The 18437-nt window shown below is 64.8% G+C and carries 20 protein-coding genes; 9 read left to right on the top strand and 11 right to left on the bottom strand.

The window, feature by feature from the left end; all coding sequences use genetic code 11:
- Nucleotides 1-31: 31 nt before the first annotated feature.
- Nucleotides 32-2311: a catecholate siderophore receptor Fiu gene (locus ACWFUC_RS22490; protein WP_489623359.1), complete on the bottom strand. Its 2280-nt coding sequence runs from the start codon at nucleotides 2309-2311 to the stop codon at nucleotides 32-34.
- Between ACWFUC_RS22490 and ACWFUC_RS22485 the strand changes: the two genes are divergently transcribed.
- Nucleotides 2310-2648, top strand: coding sequence for a hypothetical protein (locus ACWFUC_RS22485; protein ID WP_489623358.1), 339 nt, complete (start codon nucleotides 2310-2312; stop codon nucleotides 2646-2648). The two genes, ACWFUC_RS22490 and ACWFUC_RS22485, sit on opposite strands and share 2 nt — an antisense overlap.
- Here ACWFUC_RS22485 and ACWFUC_RS22480 read toward each other — a convergent pair.
- Nucleotides 2639-3457 (bottom strand): outer envelope protein, encoded by an 819-nt coding sequence (locus ACWFUC_RS22480; protein ID WP_134222932.1) that lies wholly within the window; start codon nucleotides 3455-3457, stop codon nucleotides 2639-2641. The two genes, ACWFUC_RS22485 and ACWFUC_RS22480, sit on opposite strands and share 10 nt — an antisense overlap.
- A 250-nt stretch (nucleotides 3458-3707) precedes the next feature.
- On the opposite strand from ACWFUC_RS22480, the gene uraH reads away from it, so the two are divergent.
- Together uraH and ACWFUC_RS22470 are read left to right on the top strand one after the other, a co-directional pair.
- Nucleotides 3708-4061 carry a hydroxyisourate hydrolase gene (uraH, locus tag ACWFUC_RS22475; protein WP_034333215.1) on the top strand — a complete coding sequence of 118 codons (354 nt, stop codon included), beginning with the start codon at nucleotides 3708-3710 and terminating at the stop codon, nucleotides 4059-4061.
- A 34-nt stretch (nucleotides 4062-4095) separates the two neighbouring features.
- On the top strand, nucleotides 4096-4251 hold the full coding sequence (locus ACWFUC_RS22470; protein WP_158601279.1) for a hypothetical protein: 156 nt from the start codon (nucleotides 4096-4098) through the stop codon (nucleotides 4249-4251).
- 37 nt (nucleotides 4252-4288) lie between these two features.
- Here ACWFUC_RS22470 and ACWFUC_RS22465 read toward each other — a convergent pair whose 3' ends face one another.
- Nucleotides 4289-4498 (bottom strand): hypothetical protein, encoded by a 210-nt coding sequence (locus ACWFUC_RS22465; protein ID WP_489623357.1) that lies wholly within the window; start codon nucleotides 4496-4498, stop codon nucleotides 4289-4291.
- A 65-nt stretch (nucleotides 4499-4563) separates the two neighbouring features.
- On the opposite strand from ACWFUC_RS22465, the gene ACWFUC_RS22460 reads away from it, so the two are divergent.
- Nucleotides 4564-6888, top strand: coding sequence for a TonB-dependent receptor (locus ACWFUC_RS22460; protein ID WP_489623356.1), 2325 nt, complete (start codon nucleotides 4564-4566; stop codon nucleotides 6886-6888).
- Between the two features lie 107 nt (nucleotides 6889-6995).
- Here ACWFUC_RS22460 and ACWFUC_RS22455 read toward each other — a convergent pair whose 3' ends face one another.
- The 7 genes from ACWFUC_RS22455 to ACWFUC_RS22425 form a co-directional block, all read right to left on the bottom strand.
- A complete protein-coding gene (locus ACWFUC_RS22455; protein WP_034333213.1) occupies nucleotides 6996-7184 on the bottom strand; it encodes a hypothetical protein in 189 nt (62 codons plus the stop codon).
- A gap of 280 nt (nucleotides 7185-7464) precedes the next feature.
- Nucleotides 7465-8784: a class I SAM-dependent DNA methyltransferase gene (locus tag ACWFUC_RS22450; RefSeq protein WP_489623355.1), complete on the bottom strand. Its 1320-nt coding sequence runs from the start codon at nucleotides 8782-8784 to the stop codon at nucleotides 7465-7467.
- Nucleotides 8785-8825: 41 nt separating this feature from the next.
- Nucleotides 8826-10454, bottom strand: coding sequence for a methyl-accepting chemotaxis protein (locus ACWFUC_RS22445; protein WP_489623354.1), 1629 nt, complete (start codon nucleotides 10452-10454; stop codon nucleotides 8826-8828).
- Nucleotides 10455-10473: 19 nt separating this feature from the next.
- On the bottom strand, nucleotides 10474-10944 hold the full coding sequence (locus ACWFUC_RS22440; protein WP_489623353.1) for a DoxX family protein: 471 nt from the start codon (nucleotides 10942-10944) through the stop codon (nucleotides 10474-10476).
- Nucleotides 10945-10956: 12 nt separating this feature from the next.
- On the bottom strand, nucleotides 10957-11712 hold the full coding sequence (locus tag ACWFUC_RS22435) for an HvfC/BufC family peptide modification chaperone (RefSeq protein ID WP_489623352.1): 756 nt from the start codon (nucleotides 11710-11712) through the stop codon (nucleotides 10957-10959).
- Nucleotides 11709-12560, bottom strand: a complete 852-nt coding sequence (bufB, locus tag ACWFUC_RS22430; RefSeq protein ID WP_489623351.1) for an MNIO family bufferin maturase — start codon at nucleotides 12558-12560, stop codon at nucleotides 11709-11711. Before bufB ends, ACWFUC_RS22435 begins: the two co-directional genes overlap by 4 nt.
- Before the next feature lie 20 nt (nucleotides 12561-12580).
- Nucleotides 12581-12856 carry a BufA1 family periplasmic bufferin-type metallophore gene (locus ACWFUC_RS22425; RefSeq protein WP_034336271.1) on the bottom strand — a complete coding sequence of 92 codons (276 nt, stop codon included), beginning with the start codon at nucleotides 12854-12856 and terminating at the stop codon, nucleotides 12581-12583.
- A 239-nt stretch (nucleotides 12857-13095) separates the two neighbouring features.
- Here ACWFUC_RS22425 and ACWFUC_RS22420 point away from each other — a divergent pair, with 239 nt between their 5' ends.
- From ACWFUC_RS22420 to ACWFUC_RS22400, 5 genes are read left to right on the top strand one after another with little or no spacing between them, the layout of a single operon-like run.
- Nucleotides 13096-13761 carry a DUF1109 domain-containing protein gene (locus ACWFUC_RS22420; protein ID WP_489623350.1) on the top strand — a complete coding sequence of 222 codons (666 nt, stop codon included), beginning with the start codon at nucleotides 13096-13098 and terminating at the stop codon, nucleotides 13759-13761.
- A gap of 15 nt (nucleotides 13762-13776) precedes the next feature.
- On the top strand, nucleotides 13777-14406 hold the full coding sequence (locus ACWFUC_RS22415; RefSeq protein WP_489623349.1) for a sigma-70 family RNA polymerase sigma factor: 630 nt from the start codon (nucleotides 13777-13779) through the stop codon (nucleotides 14404-14406).
- Nucleotides 14403-15044: a DUF1109 domain-containing protein gene (locus ACWFUC_RS22410; protein ID WP_489637365.1), complete on the top strand. Its 642-nt coding sequence runs from the start codon at nucleotides 14403-14405 to the stop codon at nucleotides 15042-15044. Before ACWFUC_RS22415 ends, ACWFUC_RS22410 begins: the two co-directional genes overlap by 4 nt.
- An 18-nt stretch (nucleotides 15045-15062) precedes the next feature.
- Nucleotides 15063-15647, top strand: a complete 585-nt coding sequence (locus ACWFUC_RS22405; protein WP_209534350.1) for a chlorite dismutase family protein — start codon at nucleotides 15063-15065, stop codon at nucleotides 15645-15647.
- On the top strand, nucleotides 15644-16531 hold the full coding sequence (locus ACWFUC_RS22400) for an HD-GYP domain-containing protein (protein WP_489623348.1): 888 nt from the start codon (nucleotides 15644-15646) through the stop codon (nucleotides 16529-16531). The genes ACWFUC_RS22405 and ACWFUC_RS22400 overlap by 4 nt, the downstream gene beginning before the upstream one ends.
- A 61-nt stretch (nucleotides 16532-16592) precedes the next feature.
- Here ACWFUC_RS22400 and ACWFUC_RS22395 read toward each other — a convergent pair whose 3' ends face one another.
- Nucleotides 16593-18401, bottom strand: coding sequence for a methyl-accepting chemotaxis protein (locus ACWFUC_RS22395; RefSeq protein WP_489625572.1), 1809 nt, complete (start codon nucleotides 18399-18401; stop codon nucleotides 16593-16595).
- Between the last annotated feature and the right edge of the window lie 36 nt (nucleotides 18402-18437).

Below are 18437 nucleotides of genomic sequence, written 5' to 3'. Positions count from 1 at the left end.
CGGCAGAACGCCGCCACCGCCGGGCAGGAGATCAGAAGCGGAAGTTGCCGGTCAGCGAGACGGCACGCGTGCCGCCCGGTGTGTAGCGATATCCGCTCTTGTTGATCGCAGCGGCGTACTGCTTGTTGAACAGGTTGGTCACGTTGAACTGCAGCTCCACGGTCTTGTTGATGGCATAGCTGGCCATGGCATCGACCAGCCAGTAGGCGTCGGTCCGGGTGGGCGTGCCCAGCGCATTGCTGTCGGTGCCGCGCAGCAGGCCGTCGGTATAGCGCAGGCCGCCGCCCAGCGCCAGGCCCGGTGCCGCGCGCCAGGTCGCCCAGGAGGTAAAGGACTGGCGCGGGGCGTAGGCCAGGTAGTTCTCGCCGTTGGCGGTGACCACGCGTCCCTTGTTGACGCGGCTGTTCATGCGGCTGTAGCCGGCGGTGAGCGAAATGTCCCGGGTGAGCTCGCCGGTAACGCCCAGTTCCACCCCTTCGGTACGTTTCTCGCCGATCTGGAACCAGGTGTCGGCCAGCGTTCCCGGCTCGATCTCATTGTGCACGTCGGTGCGATAGAGCGCGCCGGTGACGGCCAGGCGGCGGTCGAGCAGGTCCCATTTGGTGCCGATTTCGGCGGTACGGGTCTTTTGTGGCGCGTAGTCGGGGTGGGAGGGATTCCTGCGGCTGGCACTGAGGGCGAGATTGTTGCCGCCCGGCGGCTGCTGCGAACTCGCCAGCAGGGCGTAGACGCTGCTGTAGCCGGTGGGCTTGAAGACGGCTGCCAGCTTCCAGCTCAGCAGGTTGCCCGAGGTTTTCAGTGCAGTGGCGGTGCCGGAGGCGATGCCGTCGAAGGAGGTGCGGTAATGGTCCTCGCGCAAGCCCAGGTTCAGTGACCAGCGCTCGCCGAACTTGAGCGTGTCCAGCACGTACAGCGCGACGGTATCGATCTGGCCCTCGTTGCGGCCGGTGGTCTGGATGCTGACTTCCGATTCGTCGAAGCGGGGATTCGGCTGGTACAGGTTGGCCGGTGGACGGAATCCGTCCACCGTGAAGGCCAGCGCATGCTGGCGTTCGCGCGTCAGTTCCAGGCCGCCAACCAGGGTGTGCCGGATCGTGCCGGTATTGAACTGCGCCGTGGCATGGGTCTGGTTGCTGAGGATCTCGTTGGCCTGGTCGCGCCGCGTGACGATGTTGCGCGCCAGTAGCCAGGTGGTGCGGTCAGTGGCCGAGGGCGTGCGGATGCCGGACTTGTACTTGCCCCGGTCGCTGCCGGTGGCAATGAAGGAGGCCAGGCGGTAATCCTGGTCGGTGCGGGCGTAGCGGGTGCTGTTTTCCAGCTTCAGGGTGGGCGAGAAGTCGTGCTGCACCCGCAGGGTGTACATGTCGGCGTTGACCCGGTCATAGTCGTCCACGTGGCCATAGTAGTTGCTCGGATTCACCTTGGGCGCGTCGCCAATGAAGGGACGCGCCGGATCCGGCGAGCGATAGCCGGGCAGGCCGAGGGTGACCACGCCGCCATCGGGGACGTTGTCCTGCTGCATGTGCACGTAGTTGAAGAGGATGCGGGTGGGGCCGTTCAATCCCCAGGCCAGCGACGGCGCGAAGCCGTCGCGGCTGCTGTGCACCTGGTGGCGGCCGGGTACGCCGCTGTGTTGTTTCATCAGGTTCAGGCGCAGCACCAGGCCCTGATCGGGGTTCAGTACCTTGTTCCAGTCCACGGTGGCGCGCTTCTGGTTCCAGCTGCCATAGGTGCCGCTGGCGCTGACCGCATCGGCCAGTTCGGGCTGTTTGGTGACCAGGTTGACGGAGCCGGTCGGAGAACCCCGGCCGTTGTCGGTGCCCGCGGCTCCCTTCAGGACCTCCACCTGCTGCAGGTTGAAGACGTCGCGCGAGATCGCGCCAAGGTCGCGCACGTTGTCCACGAAGATGGCGCTGGAGATGTCGAAGCCGCGCATGTAGATGGTGTCGCCGGTACTGGTGCTGCCGTTCTCGCCGAGGAAGAAGGTGCCCACGCCGGGCGTATTGCGCAGCACCTCGGTGAGCGTGGTGGCACCCTGCTGTTCCATCAGCGGACGCTTGAAGACCTGCAGCGTCTGCGGCGTATCCACCAGCGGCTGCGTGTACTTGGGGGAGGCCGATTGCTCGGCCTTGTAGGGCGATTCCTTGACGGCATCGACCTGTACCGAAGGCAGTTTGCCGCCAGCGGACTGGGCCTGGGCGGTGACTGCCGGCAGCAGCAGGACGCCCGCCAACGCCGCCGACAGGCAGCAGCTGGATGAGGCAGGAGAGGGCGGGGAAGAGGGGTGCTTTTTGCTCTTGATGAAGCTCATGTCAGGTTCCGAGAGTAAGGGTGGCGAAATCTCTGGGCTGGCGATGAGCGGTGTCCGGGACGATATGAAGCTTTGTGAAAAAAGCGGGATGCGCGTCCGGACGGGGGCTGGCGGTCAGATGTCAGGGGAAATCCGGCCGGCGATGGCGACGTGCCGGGAGCGGATCCGGCTGAGTATAGGAAGCGGGGAGAAAAAAAGAACTCCTGCAAATTTCGATTTTTTGCAGGAGTTTTTGAAGATTGAAATTTGTATCGGAAGCTCGATTTTTTTCAATCAGGAGCGGCCAACTCCTTGGCGCAACGGGCGGCTTCCCGCTGCCGGAGGCGATCAGAAGTGATATTCGGCGCGCACCATCGGTGTCTTGGCCAGCGAGCCCGGCACGTTGCTCGGGTTGCCGAACTTGTTGCGCCAGTACTGGTATTCCAGACCCAGGCGCAAGGTGTTCTTGCCCAGTCCCATGGCCGTGCCGAGGTCGTACATGAGCTGTCCGTCGAAATTCAGTTCGGGCGCAGTCGACCCGCCGAACTCGTTCCTGCCCTTGGCGGCGATGTAGTTCAGGTAGCCCTCGAAGGCCCATCCGCTGCCGCCCAGCGGGATCCCCCAGGCCAGGTTCAGCATCGGGTGCGTGTCATAGGTGTAGCGGCTGCTGATGCCCTTGGGCTGGTTGCTTTCGAACAGCGCCAGCACGCTCACGTTGAGAAAACCCGGCACATCCATCATCAGGGTCGGGCCGACCACCCACATGCGTTTCTTCGAGGCATAGCTGTTGTCGTTCTTGGTGTTCCAGTCGAAGCCCAGCGTCAGGCCCACCCCGCGCGCCGGTCCGAAGGACAGGTCGCGGCCGCTGATCTTGCCGATGTCCAGCGTATGGCGATAGGTGACATAGGCTTCCTGGGCATTGTCATCCTTGCTGTCCGACATCAGCAGGTCGACGTTGAGGAAATTGGTGCCGTACTTGTAGCCGCTGGCATGCTGGAAGTTGACGATGTTCTTGCTGATGTCCTGCGTATTGAAGGGCTCGGCAAACTTCGTGCCGTAACGGTAGCCGATCGAGTTGTCGGCCCAGTCGGCCGCCATGGCGCTGCCGCCGGCCATGAGCAGGACGCCCGCGAGCGTGCCGTGCAGGCGCAGGGATGGAATGGGCATGGTGTCTCCTCCAGTGATGGATGTTGTTTGATATAAATGATTTAAATGATTTAAATGATTGCCGCGCCGGGCCCGTGCTGGTATCTGCGGTCCGGATGTCGGCTCCGGTTTGGCAGGGGGCTGCGCGGTAAGGCATTATGTCCGCTGCATCGATGGCCGGTATAAGCGTACTCGTATAGGGTTCGGCGGGCGGCGGTATATCATCGGCGCTCACGATCACTCATCCATTACACAGCGAAAGGACAGCAACATGGGCAAACTGAGCACGCACGTGCTGGATATCACCAAGGGCAAGCCCGGCGCGGGGGTGAAGCTGGCGCTCTATGCGGTGACTGGCGGCGGCAAGACGCTGCTCAAGCACGCCGTCACCAACAGCGATGGCCGTTGCGATGCGCCGCTGCTGGAAGGCGAGGCGCTGCAGCCCGGCAAGTACGAACTGGTCTTTGCGGCCGGTGATTATTTTGCGGAACAGGGCGTGAGCCTGCCGGAACCGCGTTTCGTCGACGAAGTGGTGATTGCCTTCGGCGTGGCCGATGCCTCGCAGAACTATCATGTGCCTCTGGTGGTGTCGCCGTGGGCTTATTCGACTTATCGCGGCAGTTGATGATGCGCACCTGATTCATCTCTCGAATCGATGAATGAAAAATCCGGCCTTCGCGCAAGAAGCCGGATTTTTTTATTTCCGCAAAAGGCGGCGCAGGCGTGGCGATGCGCAATTCACCCGCGGCTTCTGGTGGCGTGACCGGATGTTGTGCGTGAAGGTAAAAGGGCAAGGATCAGCGCAGCGTGTTTGATGTGGATTAAGGGACGGAGGACGGAAATCGGGTCCAATCACACCTCCTCTCTGTTGTATTTGCGGGCTGCGGCAATATGTCGCAGCCCATTTTTTTTGTTGTTCGCTGCCGCTAACTGCTTGTGCCAAAAGGACTTTCTCCGGATCCGCAAGCCGCTCTTGCCGGACGGCAGCACGGCCACGAGATTGCAGCGCACAGGCTGCGTGATAGATTGCGCCGATGAAAAAACAGGGAGTGCGAACGTCACGGCGGTCGCGGGTGCGGCTGCGCGCGCTTCCCTCACAACACCAAGAAAAGCCAGACATCCTCGCCATGAACACGCTGCCTGTTTGCTCCTCATTGTCTCCGTCTTCGCCGGCTTCTGCCGTCTCCCGTCCGCTTCGCCTGCATCCCTTGCTGCTGGCCGTGCTCTGCGCCTGGAGCGGCAGCACCCTGGCCCAGCAGGCCGCCGCCAGTGACGGCAGCAGCGAGGCCGCCACCCTGCCCACCATCGAAGTGCGCAGCAGTGGCTCGGTCGCGGAGCGCAAGCAACTGCCGCAGACCACGGCCAGCGTCACTGCCGATACCGCTGCCAACAGCATCAACGTCACCGACAGCTCGGATGCGCTGAAGTATCTGCCCAGCCTCTCGGTGCGCAAGCGCTACATCGGCGATACGCAATCCCCGCTGGCCACTCGCACCACGGGCGTGAACGCCAGTGCGCGCAGCCTGATCTATGCCGACGGCATCCTGCTCTCGGCGCTGGTGAACAACAACAATGGCAATGGCTCGCCGCGCTGGTTCATGGTGGCACCGGAAGAGATCGAGCGCATCGACGTGATGTATGGACCGTTTGCGGCGGAGTATCCGGGCAATTCCTACGGTGCGGTCACCGAGATCACCACGCGCATGCCGCAGCAGTTCGAGGCCAGCATCAAGGCGCAATATGCGCAGCAGGATTTCAGCCAGTACGGCGCGTCCGGTACCTATCGCGCGCAGGAGTACAACGTCGGGTTGGGCAATCGCAGCGGGGCGCTGGCCTGGCGCTTCTCGGTCAATCATCTGGACAGCTACTCGCAGCCGGTGACCTACATCACCGCCACCAGCCTGCCGGCCGGCACTACCGGCGCGGTGCTGGCGCAGGATCGTACCGGCAAGAACCTGTATGTGCTGGGGGCCGGCAATCTAACCCATACGGTGCAGGACACGGCGCGGCTGAAGGTCTCCTACGACTTCACGCCAGCGCTCACGGCCACCTATACCCTGGGCTTCTGGCAGAACCAGGCCAGCGCCAATCCGCAGAGTTTCCTGAAGACCGCCAGTGGCGCCACGGCCTACACCAGCGGCTTTTCCAGCAACGACGTGGACCAGCAGCAATGGATGCAATCGCTGGAATTGCGCAGCAAGACCGGGGGCGAGTGGGACTGGCAACTGGCGGCGTCGACCTTGTCCGCCTCGCGTGACCTGACGCGCACCTCGACGGCCACCTTCCCGGCCGGCCAGAGCGGCGGGGCCGGCACCATCGCCGATGCCAGCGGCACCGGCTGGAGCACGGTCGATGCCAAGGGCATCTGGCGTCCACAGGGCAGTGCCCAGGTCATCAGCTTTGGTGCGCATGTGGATCGCTACACCCTGGCCACGCCGACCTGGAACACCAGCAACTGGATCAGCGGTGGCAACGGCACGCTGGCCTCCGACTCGCGCGGCAAGACCGAGACTTCCGCGCTGTGGGCACAGGATGTGTGGCGCTTGTCGTCTTCCCTGAAGGCCACGCTGGGCGCACGGTACGAATGGTGGCGTGCCTTCGATGGCCGCAATGTCTCGACCTCAGGCAGCACCGTCTTCGCGGTGAACCAGCCGGAGGTCAGCCACAGCGGACTCTCGCCCAAAGCCTCGCTGGCCTGGGCCCTGGCGGACGACTGGGTGACGACGCTCTCCACCGGCCGCGCGCTGCGCTTCCCGACCGTGGGCGAGCTGTACCAGAACGTGCTGCTCAATGGCGTCTATCTGCAGGCCAATCCCAACCTGAAGCCCGAGAAGGTCTGGTCCACCGAACTGGCCATCGAAAAGCAGTTGCAGGAAGGGCAGGGCAAGTGGCGCGTTTCGCTGTTCGAAGAGCGGGTGTCGGATGCGCTGATTTCGCAGAGTTCCACCATCGGCAGCGGTGTAGCCTCCTTCACGCAGAACGTGGATCGCACCCGCCAGCGCGGCATCGAGGCGGCCTTCGAGCGCAACGATCTGCTGGTACGCGGTTTCTCGCTGAACGGCAGCGTGACCTGGGTCGATGCCCGCATCCTGGAAAACAAGGGCTATGTCGCCACCACGGCGGGCGCGACCTCGGTGGGCAAGCGCACGCCCTACGTGCCGGAATGGCGCGCCACGCTGGTGGCCAGCTACAAGCCGGATGACCGCTGGACCTATACGGTAGCAGGGCGCTACAGCGGGCGGGTCTACGCGACCGTCGACAATACCGACATCAACACGCACACCTATCAGGGCTTCGATGGCTATACCGTGTTCGATGCCCGCGTGCGCTATCGCATCGACCGCCACTGGAGCGGTGCGGTGGGCGTGGACAACCTGACCAACCGGGATTACTTCCTGTTCCATCCCTTCCCGCAGCGCACGGTCTTTGCCGAACTGAAATATGACTTTTGATGACGGAGGCCGCTGCTGTGGCTGGGTGGCCGGTTGGCCGGGCAGGCCGGAATGAATCCGGCTGCCGGATGAGGTGAGTTGCAGGGAGATGCGGGCGCGGCGTGGACTTAGCTGCCGCGGGCCTTCTCGATGGTTTCGCGGGCCGCTTCCATGAGGGCGGCAGGTTCGGGGGCGTTGGATTCCAGGTAGGAATTTTCCAGCGTGACCGAGAGATTGCTCATCTTCTCCGACAATTCCGCCAGCGCCACGCTGAGCTCACACATCAGGGCCGAGATGTTTTTGGGTGACTGCGTCATTACGTTTCCTTTTCAGATGTCGCACCTTGGCGGCCTGTCCAGGGCGACGAAAAGGGGAAATTCATCGCGCATCAAGCCGGTGCGTACCAATCGATTACGTCGTGAGCTTTGGCTATTCTAAGCCATGCCGGATGCCGGTACGACTGTACCTTGGTCTAAAAGTGCGACAAAAAGTGAAACTTTCTTCATCCGTGTTGCACGGTGGATATGAAGATGGGCCTGCGTTGCCGTCAGGTCATGCTTTGGGCTGCATCATTGCCAGGAAGTCATCGCGGTGGTCTCAGCGCGCGCGCACTGCAAGCACTACCAGTCCCGGCACGGCTTGCTGCATTTCGACGCGCAGGCTTTCTTCACGCACCAGCAGCACCTCCAGGCCCGCCGCTTGCAGGCAGTGTTCGACATAACTGCGCTGGTGGCGGAAGCGGCCGCTGGGATGGAGCGTGTAGGGTGCGGCGTGTTCTTCACCAGCCAGTTCCACCGTGAAGATCAGATGGCCCTGCGGCTGCAGGGAGCGTCGCGCCGCTGCGAAGAAGGACGCCAGCTCCCCGCAGTAGATCAGCACGTCACAGGCGGCGATCAGGCCATAGCGTGCCGGATGGGCTGCCATCCATTCCACCACGTCCGCCTCTTCCAGCGCCGTGTACTGCGGGTGTTGCGCGGCATGACGCAACATGTTGGGGGAGAGGTCCACACCTTCCAGTGCCATTGCGTAAGGCGCGAGGACCGGCGCACACAGCCCGGTGCCGCAGCCGGCGTCCAGCACCGTACTTGGCGTCATCTCCGGCAGGAAGGCGTTGAGCAGCATGCCCAGCACTTCCGGTCCGCGATAGTCCAGGTGGCTGACCAGGTTGCTGTCGAAGTGATCGGCATACTCGTCGAAGCGACGCACGATGTAATCGCGCGGCACGCTGTGGCTGGGCAGACCCGCGTACGCCGCATGCATGTGGCTGGCGATGGGGTGGCTTGGCTCTTCCTGCAGCCACTGGCGGCAGACTTGCGCCGCTTCTTCCATCCGTCCCAGGAAATAGAAGGAAATGGCCAGCAGCTCGCGTGACTTCCCCTCATGCGGAGGCAGCACGAAGGCCAGGCACTGGTAACGCGAACTCTGCATGCGGTCGCCTAGCGCAGCGTAGAGCTCGGCCAGCTGATGCAGGGCTGCAAGGCAATGCGGATCCCGCAGCAAAGCTTGCTCGCAGGCAGCGATGGCGGCCTGCGGCTGATGTTGCGCCCGCCGTGCGGCGGCCAGGTTGGTCCACAGCTGGGCATCGTCGGAGTGCAAGGCCAGGGCTTTTCCATAGGCCAGCTCCGCCTGGTCGAAGCGCCCGCAGGCGAACAGGACGTTGCCCAGATCATTGCTCCAGTCGGTATCGGGCGGGCTGGTGCGCGCGGCTTCGTGCATCAGCGCCAGGCCTTCTTCGTGCCGTCCGCACTGGTGCAGCAGTACGCCCAGGTAGTGCTGGGCCGGGGCGTACTGCTCCTCCATGGCGAGGACCAGGCGATAGTCCTCCTCGGCAGCTTGCAGGCGGCCCGCTGCATGGTGGTTGAAGGCCGAAGTGAAGCTTTCTTCAATCAGCTCTTCCAGGACCCCGGTAGACGGCATGGGTTCGCTCCTTCTCTTGGTATCGGTCATGCGGGGTGAATTCATTGACTCAACGCGGCCAGCGGAGGAAGTGGCAAAGCGGGACTGCCGTCCGTGTCGGCCAGCATCACCGCTGCCGGTGCGGTCAGCGTGAACACCGCCACCGACGCCGTGAGTGTGGCCGCCCGTTCGGTCAGGGCATCGGCGGCGGCAGCGGTCTGTTCGACCAGGGCAGCATTCTGCTGGGTCGCGCGATCCATCTCGGCGAGGCTGAGGCTGACCTGGGAAATCCCCTCGGCCTGCTCACGCGTTGCCATCGCAATCTCGTTGACGGTGGTCATGACGTTGCCGAAGGACTGCACGATCTGCACGATGGCCTGGTCGGCCTCCTTGACCTGTTGCGCAGCTTGGTCGACTGAACCGATCGAGGTGGCGATCAGGTCCTTGACTTCGCGAGCGGCCTCGGCGCTGCGCAGTGCCAGCGAGCGCACTTCCGATGCCACGACCGCGAAACCCCGGCCCTGGCTGCCGGCACGGGCGGCTTCGACCGAGGCGTTCAATGCCAGGATGTTGGTCTGGAAGGCGATGCCGTCGATCAGGCTGACGATGTCGGAAATGCGTCCCGCCCCGGCGGTAACCTGGGCCATCGCCCCGGCGATGCCGCTCATGACCTGTCCGCCGCGCTCGGCATCGCTGGCGGCAGCAGCGGCCAGCGCGTTGGTGCGCTCGGCATTTTGTGCATTGTTGCGCACCGCACCGGAGAGCCGTTCCAGTGTCGCGGCGGTGGTCTCCAGCGTGCTGGCCTGGGCTTGTGTGCGTTGTGCCAGTTCGCCGTTGCCTTGGGCGATGTCGGCGGCCCCGTGATGCAGGTCCCGGGTCGCTTCGCGAATGTCGCCCACGGTACGGGCCACGCCATGCTGCATGCGCTGCAGAGCCGCCAGCAGGACGCCGATTTCATTGCCGGAGATGCCTTGCACCGCCTGGCTCAGGTCGCCATCGGCGATCCGGTCGAAATGGTCGGCTGCGCGTTTGAGCGGCTGCAAGAGCAGGCGATCAAACAGCAGCCAACAGATCGCGATGAGCAGGACCGAGGCCGCCAGCATGGCTACCGCCAGCAGTGTGGCCTGGTCCGAGCGGCGTTCGGAGGCCAGGCGCAGGCCATCCTTGACCTGTTCCGCATGCTGGATCACGGCGCGCAGCGTGGCGGCGAATTCGCGGTCGGCGGCTTCGGCGCTGACGGTGGCGGCGGCGTAGTCCTCCAGCGATACGTCATAGAGGGCGACCTCGCGCAGGTTCAATACCTTGATGTAGCTGTCGTAGGCGGCCGAAACACGTAGCGCTTCCGGTTCGGCCAGTGCCGATGGCGTCAATCCCTGACGATAGCCATCGAAGGCCTTGCGTGCGTCCTTCAGGGCTGCCGAGGCGCGCCGGCTGTAGTCGTTGGACTTGATTTCATCGCCCTTGACCAGATTGATGTAGGCATTGTCCATGTTGATCAGGGTGTTCAGGAACAGCCGCTCGGTGTCATGCAGCGGCTGGATGTGGCGGTCCGAGAGTTCGATCAGCGCGGCGGTGGCGCGGCTGGCCGAGCGCGCACCCTGCCAGGCCATGCCGGCAGCCAGCCACAGCGCCAGCGTCAACAGTCCCAGTACCAGCATCAGGCCGGTACGCAACTTCATTCTGGTCAACATGATGCTTTCCTCCCCGTGATCAACGCAGTCCCAGGCGCCGGTCCAGCGACCAGGCACCGCCACCGCGCGCTATCAGGAGCAGCAGCAAGCCGGCCCAGGACAGGTGCGTGGGCCAGGCATCGGGATAGACGAAGATCTCGATGACGGTGGTCATGCCCAGCAAGGCCAGGGCAGCGCCCCGGGTGCAGAGGCCGAGGATCAGCAGCAGCGGGAAAAAGTGTTCCGCATAGGTCGCCAGGTGTGCGGCCAGGTCGGGCGGTACCAGCGGCAGTTGGTATTCCTCCTGGAACAGGACATAGGTGCTGTCCTTGATGTCAAGGAAACCGCTGACCTTGGTACGGCCCGAGAGGAAGAAGATCGCTGCGATCGCCACGCGGGCGACCAGCGTCAGCACGTTGTCGCTGATCACCCGCGTGGCCAGGTCGGCGGCGCGCGACCACAGCGAGGGAGAGGGCTGCACGTCGGCAGGCAGGGTGGCGGGCTGGTTCATGGAAGTCTCCGTTCAGTGAAACGAGGAAAAGGCATCGGCCTGGATCAACTGGCCCAGCATGGTGCCGATCTCCAGGCCGGGCTCCCGGGCCAGCGCCTGGCCGGCAGCGCTGGCGATGCCGCAGCCATCGCGGCAGGCATCGAGAAAGCGTGATGCGCCCGCACTCAGCGGCTGCCATTGCACCTGGCCGTGCGGCCGCGTGAGCAGGGCTCCTTCGCCCTGCCATTCGGGGGCGATTTCTGTGTCGTCAGCATCGCTGCGGTTGATGCTCCAGATGGTGTAGACCGGATGCTGCGGATCGTGATGCCAGCGGCTGGCGGCATGCGGTACCAGCCTGATGTCCTGGCCGGCGGCCAGCGCCGTGTGCAGGGCCGACACGTCCAGCAGCGGGTCGTCGGCGGCCAGGTGCGCTTCGGTCCAGCAGCGGTCCAGGGTGGCGACGCCCGGCAGGTAGGGCAATTCCCGTGCTGCTTCCAGCGTGCCAAGGAAATCGGCAAAGCCCGCCCCATAGCAGATGAGGCTGGCTTCTTGTGGCAAGTGCTCGCGCACAAAGGCCTGCGCTGCAGACTCCATCCACGGGCTGCCGACCAGCCGGTGCACCGCCGGATAGTTGGCCAGCAGTGCGTCGACGCAGCCCTTGAAGACGGTATTGCGATAGACCGCGAAGGCCGGTTGCGCCAGCAGCGCGGCAACGCCTGGGTCGTCGCTCTGCCCGTTCAGCAGGGCCTGCAGGAAGCTGGCGTAGTAGCGATGGTCGGGGGCATTCATGCGGCTTGCTCCTCGTGCGCGGCAACTGCCGGGTGCAGCAAGGTGCCGGCCATGTTGCGCTCGGTCAGCAGCACGTCGAACGCGGGTACGTTGCCATCCCGTTCGATCAGGGTGGGACGCTCCCCGGTGCGTGCCAGCAGATGCGCGTAGAGCTCCCAGACCGCTGCTGCCACCGGGGCGTCATGGGAATCGACCAGCAGGCCGGGCAGGCTGGCATCGGCACTGTGGCCGGCCAGATGGATTTCGAGAATGTCATCGAACGGCAACTGGTCCAGGTAGTGGCGCGCATCGGTGCCGAGATTGCAGGCGCTCACGTGCACATTGTTGACGTCGACCAGCAAGCCGCAGCCGGTCCGGCGCACCAGTTCGCGCAGGAAGTCCGGCTCGCTCCAGCTGTGCTGCTCCATGTGCAGGTAATGCGACGGGTTCTCCAGCGCGATCCGGCGCTGCAGAACATCCTGGGTGCGGCTGATGTTGTCAGCCAGGCGTGCCAGTGTGTCGTTGGTACGCGGCACCGGCAGCAGGTCGGGCAGGTAGTGGCCGCCGATGCGCGACCAGGCGAGGTGTTCGGAGACCAGCACCGGTTCGATGCGCGCCACCAGTTGTGCCAGTTTGCGCAGATGCAGGGGATCGGGCGCGTCGGGCCCGGCCAGTGACATCGACACCCCGTGCAGGGCCACCGGATGCTGCTCCCGGATCGCCTGCAGCCATGCCAGGCGGGGGCCGCCGTCCATCAGGTAGTTTTCCGGATGGACTTCGAACCACAGTCCCGCTGCCTTGCAGGCCAGCGCTGCATCGAAATGCTGGGGTTTGAGACCCAGGCCGGCGGTGAGGGGTGACGTTGTCATGGCCGATGGCTCCGGAACGATCAGACCGGCTTGAGCGAGCCCATGCCGCGCGGAGTCTTGATCGAGGTGCAGGTGCCGGCCGGGACGTTCTTCCAGGCATTGCCCTGGTAATCCATCTTGGCGGTGCCGGCGCAGGTGGTGCCTTCACCGGCCTTGCAGTCGTTCTGGCCGGCCATGGAGACGCCGTAGCACTTCTCGACGGCGGTCTTGTTCATCGGTTGCTTGTCTTGGGCCATGGCGACGCCGGAGGCGAGGGTGGCGAGGGTCAGTGCGGCGGTGGCGACGAAGTGGTTCATGGTGTGCTCCTGAAAATGGATGAAGTGGAAGATGACACTGACCGGCGTTTCGCTTGCTGCTGCTTTGCGTCCGATCTGCTTGTTAATTCGCAGGGAGTGGCTGGCCGGTTACAGCGTGATGAAGATTTTTTGAAAAAATTATTTTTCGCGTCTGCTGTAACCGCAGCGCTGTTGTGAACGAATACAAAAGAGAGCGCGCCATTGCGCAGTCCGCCCGCAGGGGCACTAAGGGGATGTGAATGAAAACGATGGAACTGGTCAACATGCTGGCAACCGGAACGGGCGAGCCCCCCGGCCCCGTCCAGCGCAGCCTGGTGCGCAACGTGGCCGCGCGCATGGCGGTGGCGCTGGCCCTGGGCCTGATGGGTGCGGCCATGCTGCTGGCCATACTCTATGGGGTGCGCAGCGACCTGCGTGAACTGTTGCAGCAGCCGCTGTTCTGGATGAAGGTCTCGTTCCCGCTGGCGGCCTTGCTGGCCGGGCAGCTGGCGGCTTCGCGCCTGGCCCTGCCGGGCATGCGCATGGGGCTGGCTCCGGCGGCAGGACTGCTGCTGCCACCGGCCCTGCTGTGGCTGGCCGGTGGCAGCTGGCTGGCCCTGGCTCCGCCTTCGCAGCGTCTGGACCTGCTGCTGGGCAGCAGCTGGGAAGTGTGTTCGGCCAATGTGGCCTTGCTGTCGCTGCCCACGCTGGCCAGCATGCTGTGGTTCCTGCGCGGGATGGCCCCCACGCAATTGCGTGCCGCCGGTGCGGTGGCCGGATTGGTGGCGGGTGCCCAGGGCGTGCTAGTCTATTCGCTTTATTGCGTGGAGATGGCGCCGCCGTTCTGGGGCGTCTGGTATGTACTGGGGGTGGCGCTGCCGACGGCGGCCGGCGCCTTGTGCGGCCCGTGGCTGCTTCGTTGGTGATCGGGTGGCATGCCCATGACTGAAAGTCCATTCCTGTTGGCGACTGGCGGACCGGCCGTGCCGGATGAGGTGGCCGGCCGTCCTGGCAAGCCCTCGCATCCCGCCGAGGAGCGCCTGCGCATGCTGCTGCTGGCCGGTCTCGACGGCGACGCCGTGGCCTATCGCCAGTTTCTGGCCGAACTGAGCGGCCGCCTGCGTGCCTTCCTGCGCAAGCGCCTGGTGCATCTGCAGGATGACGTCGAGGATGTGGTGCAGGAAACCCTGCTGGCCATCCACAACGCCCGCCATACCTATCGCCCCGATCAGCCGCTGACGGCCTGGGTGCATGCCATCGCGCGCTACAAGCTGATGGACTTCCTGCGCGCCCGTTCGCGCCGCGAAGCCTTCAACGACCCGCTGGACGAAGAGCACGAGCTGCTCACCACCTGTGACGATGAACCGGCGCAGGCGCGGCGCGATGTCGGTGCGCTGCTGGAGGAACTGCCCGACAAGCAGCGTTTGCCGATCGTTCACGTCAAGCTGGAAGGCCTGTCGGTGGCCGAGACGGCACAACTGACCGGGATGTCGGAATCGGCCGTGAAAGTCGGCATCCATCGTGGCCTCAAGGCCCTGGCCCTGAAGATCCGGGAGAAACTGCAAGCATGAAGACTGAAGACCTTATTTCGATGATGGCCAGCGGCGTGGCACCGGTGGACCGGCGTTTGCCGGTCAAGCAGATGGCCCAGGCCCTGGTGCTGGGCGGCTTGGGTTCGCTGTTGCTGATGCTGAAGATCTACGGGCTGCGTCCCGATCTGGCGGTGATGCTGGGCGTGCCGCTGTTCTGGATCAAGCTGGCCTTTCCCACGACATTGGCCGTGGGGGCCATGCTGGTGCTGCGACGCCTGGTGCGTCCGGGATTGCGCGTGGGTGCCAACTGGGCGGGCATCGCCCTGCCTGCCATGGCAGTGTGGCTCGGTGGCGCAGCCGTGTTGCTCAGTGCACCGGTAGCCCAGTGGCTGCCGCTGCTGATGGGGATCAGCTGGCGCAGCTGCCCGTTCAACATCGCGCTGCTGTCGATTCCACTCTTCATCGGCATCTTCTGGGCCGTGCGCGGCATGGCCCCGACCCGGCTGCGCCTGAGCGGTGCGGTGGCGGGCCTGCTGGCCGGTGCCACGGCGACCATGGTGTATTGCCTGCATTGCCCGGAGATGGGCGTGCCGTTCTGGGGAATCTGGTATTTCCTCGGGATCCTCATTCCGGCAGCACTTGGCCTGCTGCTGGGTCCGCGCCTGTTGCGCTGGTAAGTCCTGGAGAGATTGAGCATGAGCGTGATCCATACCGCATTCGTCGCTGGTCTCAGTGGAGGCTGGCGTATCCTGCGCGTCGACGCCGTGGTCGGCGAATCGCTGGCAATGGCGGGAAGGCTTGCCGTCGCCGGTCCCGGCGAGGCGCAGTCCACCGCTACGCCCGGCGTGCAGTGGCGCCTGGACGGTGCCACCGGTCATGCGCGTTATGCCACGCGGCACGAACTCGATACGCTGGGCGCGGTGCAGCAGGGCCTGGGGCGGCCCGAGGCACGCTGCGCAGCCCTCATCCCGATCCGCAAGAACCCGGCCTGGTGGGCGCTGGCGCAGGATGAGCGCCGCGCGATCCTGGAGGAGCAGTCGCACCACATCGCCATCGGGCTGGAGTACCTGCCACCGATTGCGCGCCGTCTCTACCATGCGCGCGAACTGGGCCAGCCTTTCGATTTCCTGACCTGGTTCGAGTACGCGCCGGAACACGCTGAAGCATTCGAAGAGTTGGTCGCGCGATTGCGCCGGAGTGCCGAATGGCAGTTCGTTGATCGCGAGGTCGATATCCGCCTGGTCTACGATGAGCCTGCCCGACAAGGAGCTGCCGGATGAATCTGCTTTCACTGTGGCAGCGCGCCACCCGCAACAAAGCTGCGCGCCAGGCGGCGCATGACGAGCAGCTGCTGATGAGCCTGTTCCTGTTGGCCTGGGCGGTGGAGGCGCGCGATCCCTATACCGGCGGGCATTTGTGGCGGGTGGCGCGATTGTCGCGTCTGCTGGCGCATTCCGCCGGACTGCCCGCGGAGCAGGTGGCCCGCATCACCATCGGTGCCTTCCTGCATGATCTCGGCAAGATCGGCATCCCCGATGCCGTACTGGGCAAGAAATCGCGGCTGGATGAGGCGGAATACGCGGTCATCAGGACGCATCCCGAGATCGGCCACCGCATGCTGGCGGGCCACCCGCTGGCAGCCCTGGCCGAAGAGGCGGTGCTGCTGCATCACGAAACACCGGACGGGCGGGGCTATCCCTTCGGACGGCGCGGTGAGGACATCCCGCTGGCTGCGCGCATCGTCGGCATCTGCGACGCCTTCGACGCCATGACCAGCACGCGTCCCTATCGCAGCGGGATGCCGATTGCACGGGCCATGGAAATCATCGAGGGTGAGCTCGGCAAGCAGTTCGATGCCGAGTTGGGACGCCGCTTCATCGGCCTGCAGGCCGATGCGGAACTGGCCCACATCGTGGGCCACAGCGATGAGGGCATTCCTCTGCAGCGCTGCCTCTCATGCGGCCCGATCATCGTACGGCCCCGGGAAGCCGTGGCCGGCGATACGCTGTACTGCCCGGCCTGCCATAGCGAATACACCATTGCTCCCAATGAGCAGGGCCTGCTGGCCAGCGGCAAGCAGGATACGGCGCGCGCACTGGCGGTGGCACCCGACTCCGGGCTGATCAGCCGGCTGGTGGGGGAAAGCCGCGCCGCCCTGCCCTGAATGGCGTCCCCATGAAAAAAGCCCGCATGAAGCGGGCTGGTGGTGCGCAAGGCAAGAGGGCTCAGAAGGTTTCCCAATCTCCTTCATCGTCGCCCGCAGGCAGGCGCGACGGTTTGCCAGCGGGCTTGGCTGCGGGAGCGTCGGCCTTGGGCGCGGCTGCTGCAGCGGGTTTGGCCGGGGCGGCCTTGGGTGCTGGAATGGTCGCACGTGCCGCCGGAGCCGCCGCCGGCTTGCGCGGCGCAGCGCTCGGCGACGCGGCAGGTGCCGGGCGTGCGGCCGGCTTGACCGCCGCCGGTGCAGCCGCAACGGTGCGCGCCTGGCTGCCATCAATCTGGAAGCGTCCGACCAGACCGGCCAGGGTGGCCGCCTGATCCTGCAGCGATTGCGCCGCAGCGGCGGCTTGCTCCACCAGGGCGGCGTTCTGTTGCGTCCCCTCATCCATCTGCGTGATCGCACGGCCGACTTCGGCGATGCCGGCGCTCTGTTCCTGGCTGGCCGAGCTGATTTCCCCCACGATGTCGGTGACGCGGCGCACGCTGGCCACCACTTCGGTCATGGTGGCACCGGCTTGTTCGACCAGCTTGCTGCCGATATCGACCTTGGCCACCGAGTCATCGATGAGGGACTTGATCTCCTTGGCGGCCGAGGCCGAACGCTGAGCCAGTGAGCGCACTTCCGAGGCCACCACCGCAAAGCCGCGCCCCTGCTCGCCGGCGCGCGCCGCCTCTACTGCCGCGTTGAGCGCCAGAATGTTGGTCTGGAAGGCGATGCCGTCGATCACGCCGATGATGTCGGCAATCTTGCGCGAGCTGTCGGTGATGCCTTCCATGGTCTGCACCACCTGGCCGACCACGCTGCCGCCCTGGATCGCCACTTCCGATGCCGATTCAGCCAGCTGGTTGGCCTGGCGCGCGTTGTCGGCATTCTGCTTGACGGTGGCGGTCAGTTCTTCCATGGCCGAGGCGGTTTCCTCGATGGAGCCGGCCTGTTGCTCGGTGCGGCTCGACAGGTCGAGGTTGCCGCTGGCGATTTCCTGGCTGGCAGTGGCGATGGTGTCGGCCGAGGTCTTGATGTTGGCGATGGTACTCAGCAGCGAATCGCGCATGCTGCGTACTGCGTAAAGCAGGCTGCTCCGGTCGCCCGGTGCGGTGTCGATGTTGGGGGTGAGGTCGCCTTGGGCGATGCGGTTGGCGACCTCGGCCGCCTTGGCCGGATCGCCGCCGATGGTGCGCAGGATGCCGCGGTTGATCACGATCACCAGCGCTACCAGGGCCGCCGCCACCACGGCAAAGAGGATCGCCATCTGCGTCAGGGTGCGCAGGAAGGCGGCGTTGATGTCATCCATGTACGCGCCGGTGGTCAGGTTCCAGTCCCAGGGCTGATAGGCGATCACGAAGGAGGTCTTGGGCACCGGTTCGGCCGCCCCGACCTTGGGCCACAGGTAATTGACGAAGCTGCCGCCGGGCTGGCTGCCGGCCTTGGTGATCTCGACGAACAGGTTCTTGCCGGCCGGATCCTTGAAGTTGGTCAGGTCCTTGCCGTCAAGTTCGGTCTTGATCGGGTGCATGATGATGATCTGCGCCGAGGTGGAAATCGAGAAGTAGCCGTCGGTGCCGTAGCGCAGGCTCTTCACGGCGGCTTTGGCGCGTTTTTGCGCTTCTTCCTTGGTCAGCGCGCCGGATTCGGCCAGCGCGCCATAGCCCTTGACCATGGACAGCGCGGTCTGGCCGATGTTGGTGAGGTCGTTCTTGCGCTCTTCCAGGCGCACATCGCGCACCATGACGGCGCTGAAGATGGATATCGCCAGCAGTGCGATGAGGCTCAAACCGAGTGGCAGCCACAGTTTTTTACTGAAGGACAACTGGCCCATGATGATATCTCCCATTGTGTAGAGGCGCTCGCTGGC

Source organism: Herbaspirillum sp. Her4, from assembly GCF_057961335.1.
Note: the sequence above shows the minus strand (reverse complement) of the source record. Positions and strands in the feature narration are given on the sequence as shown.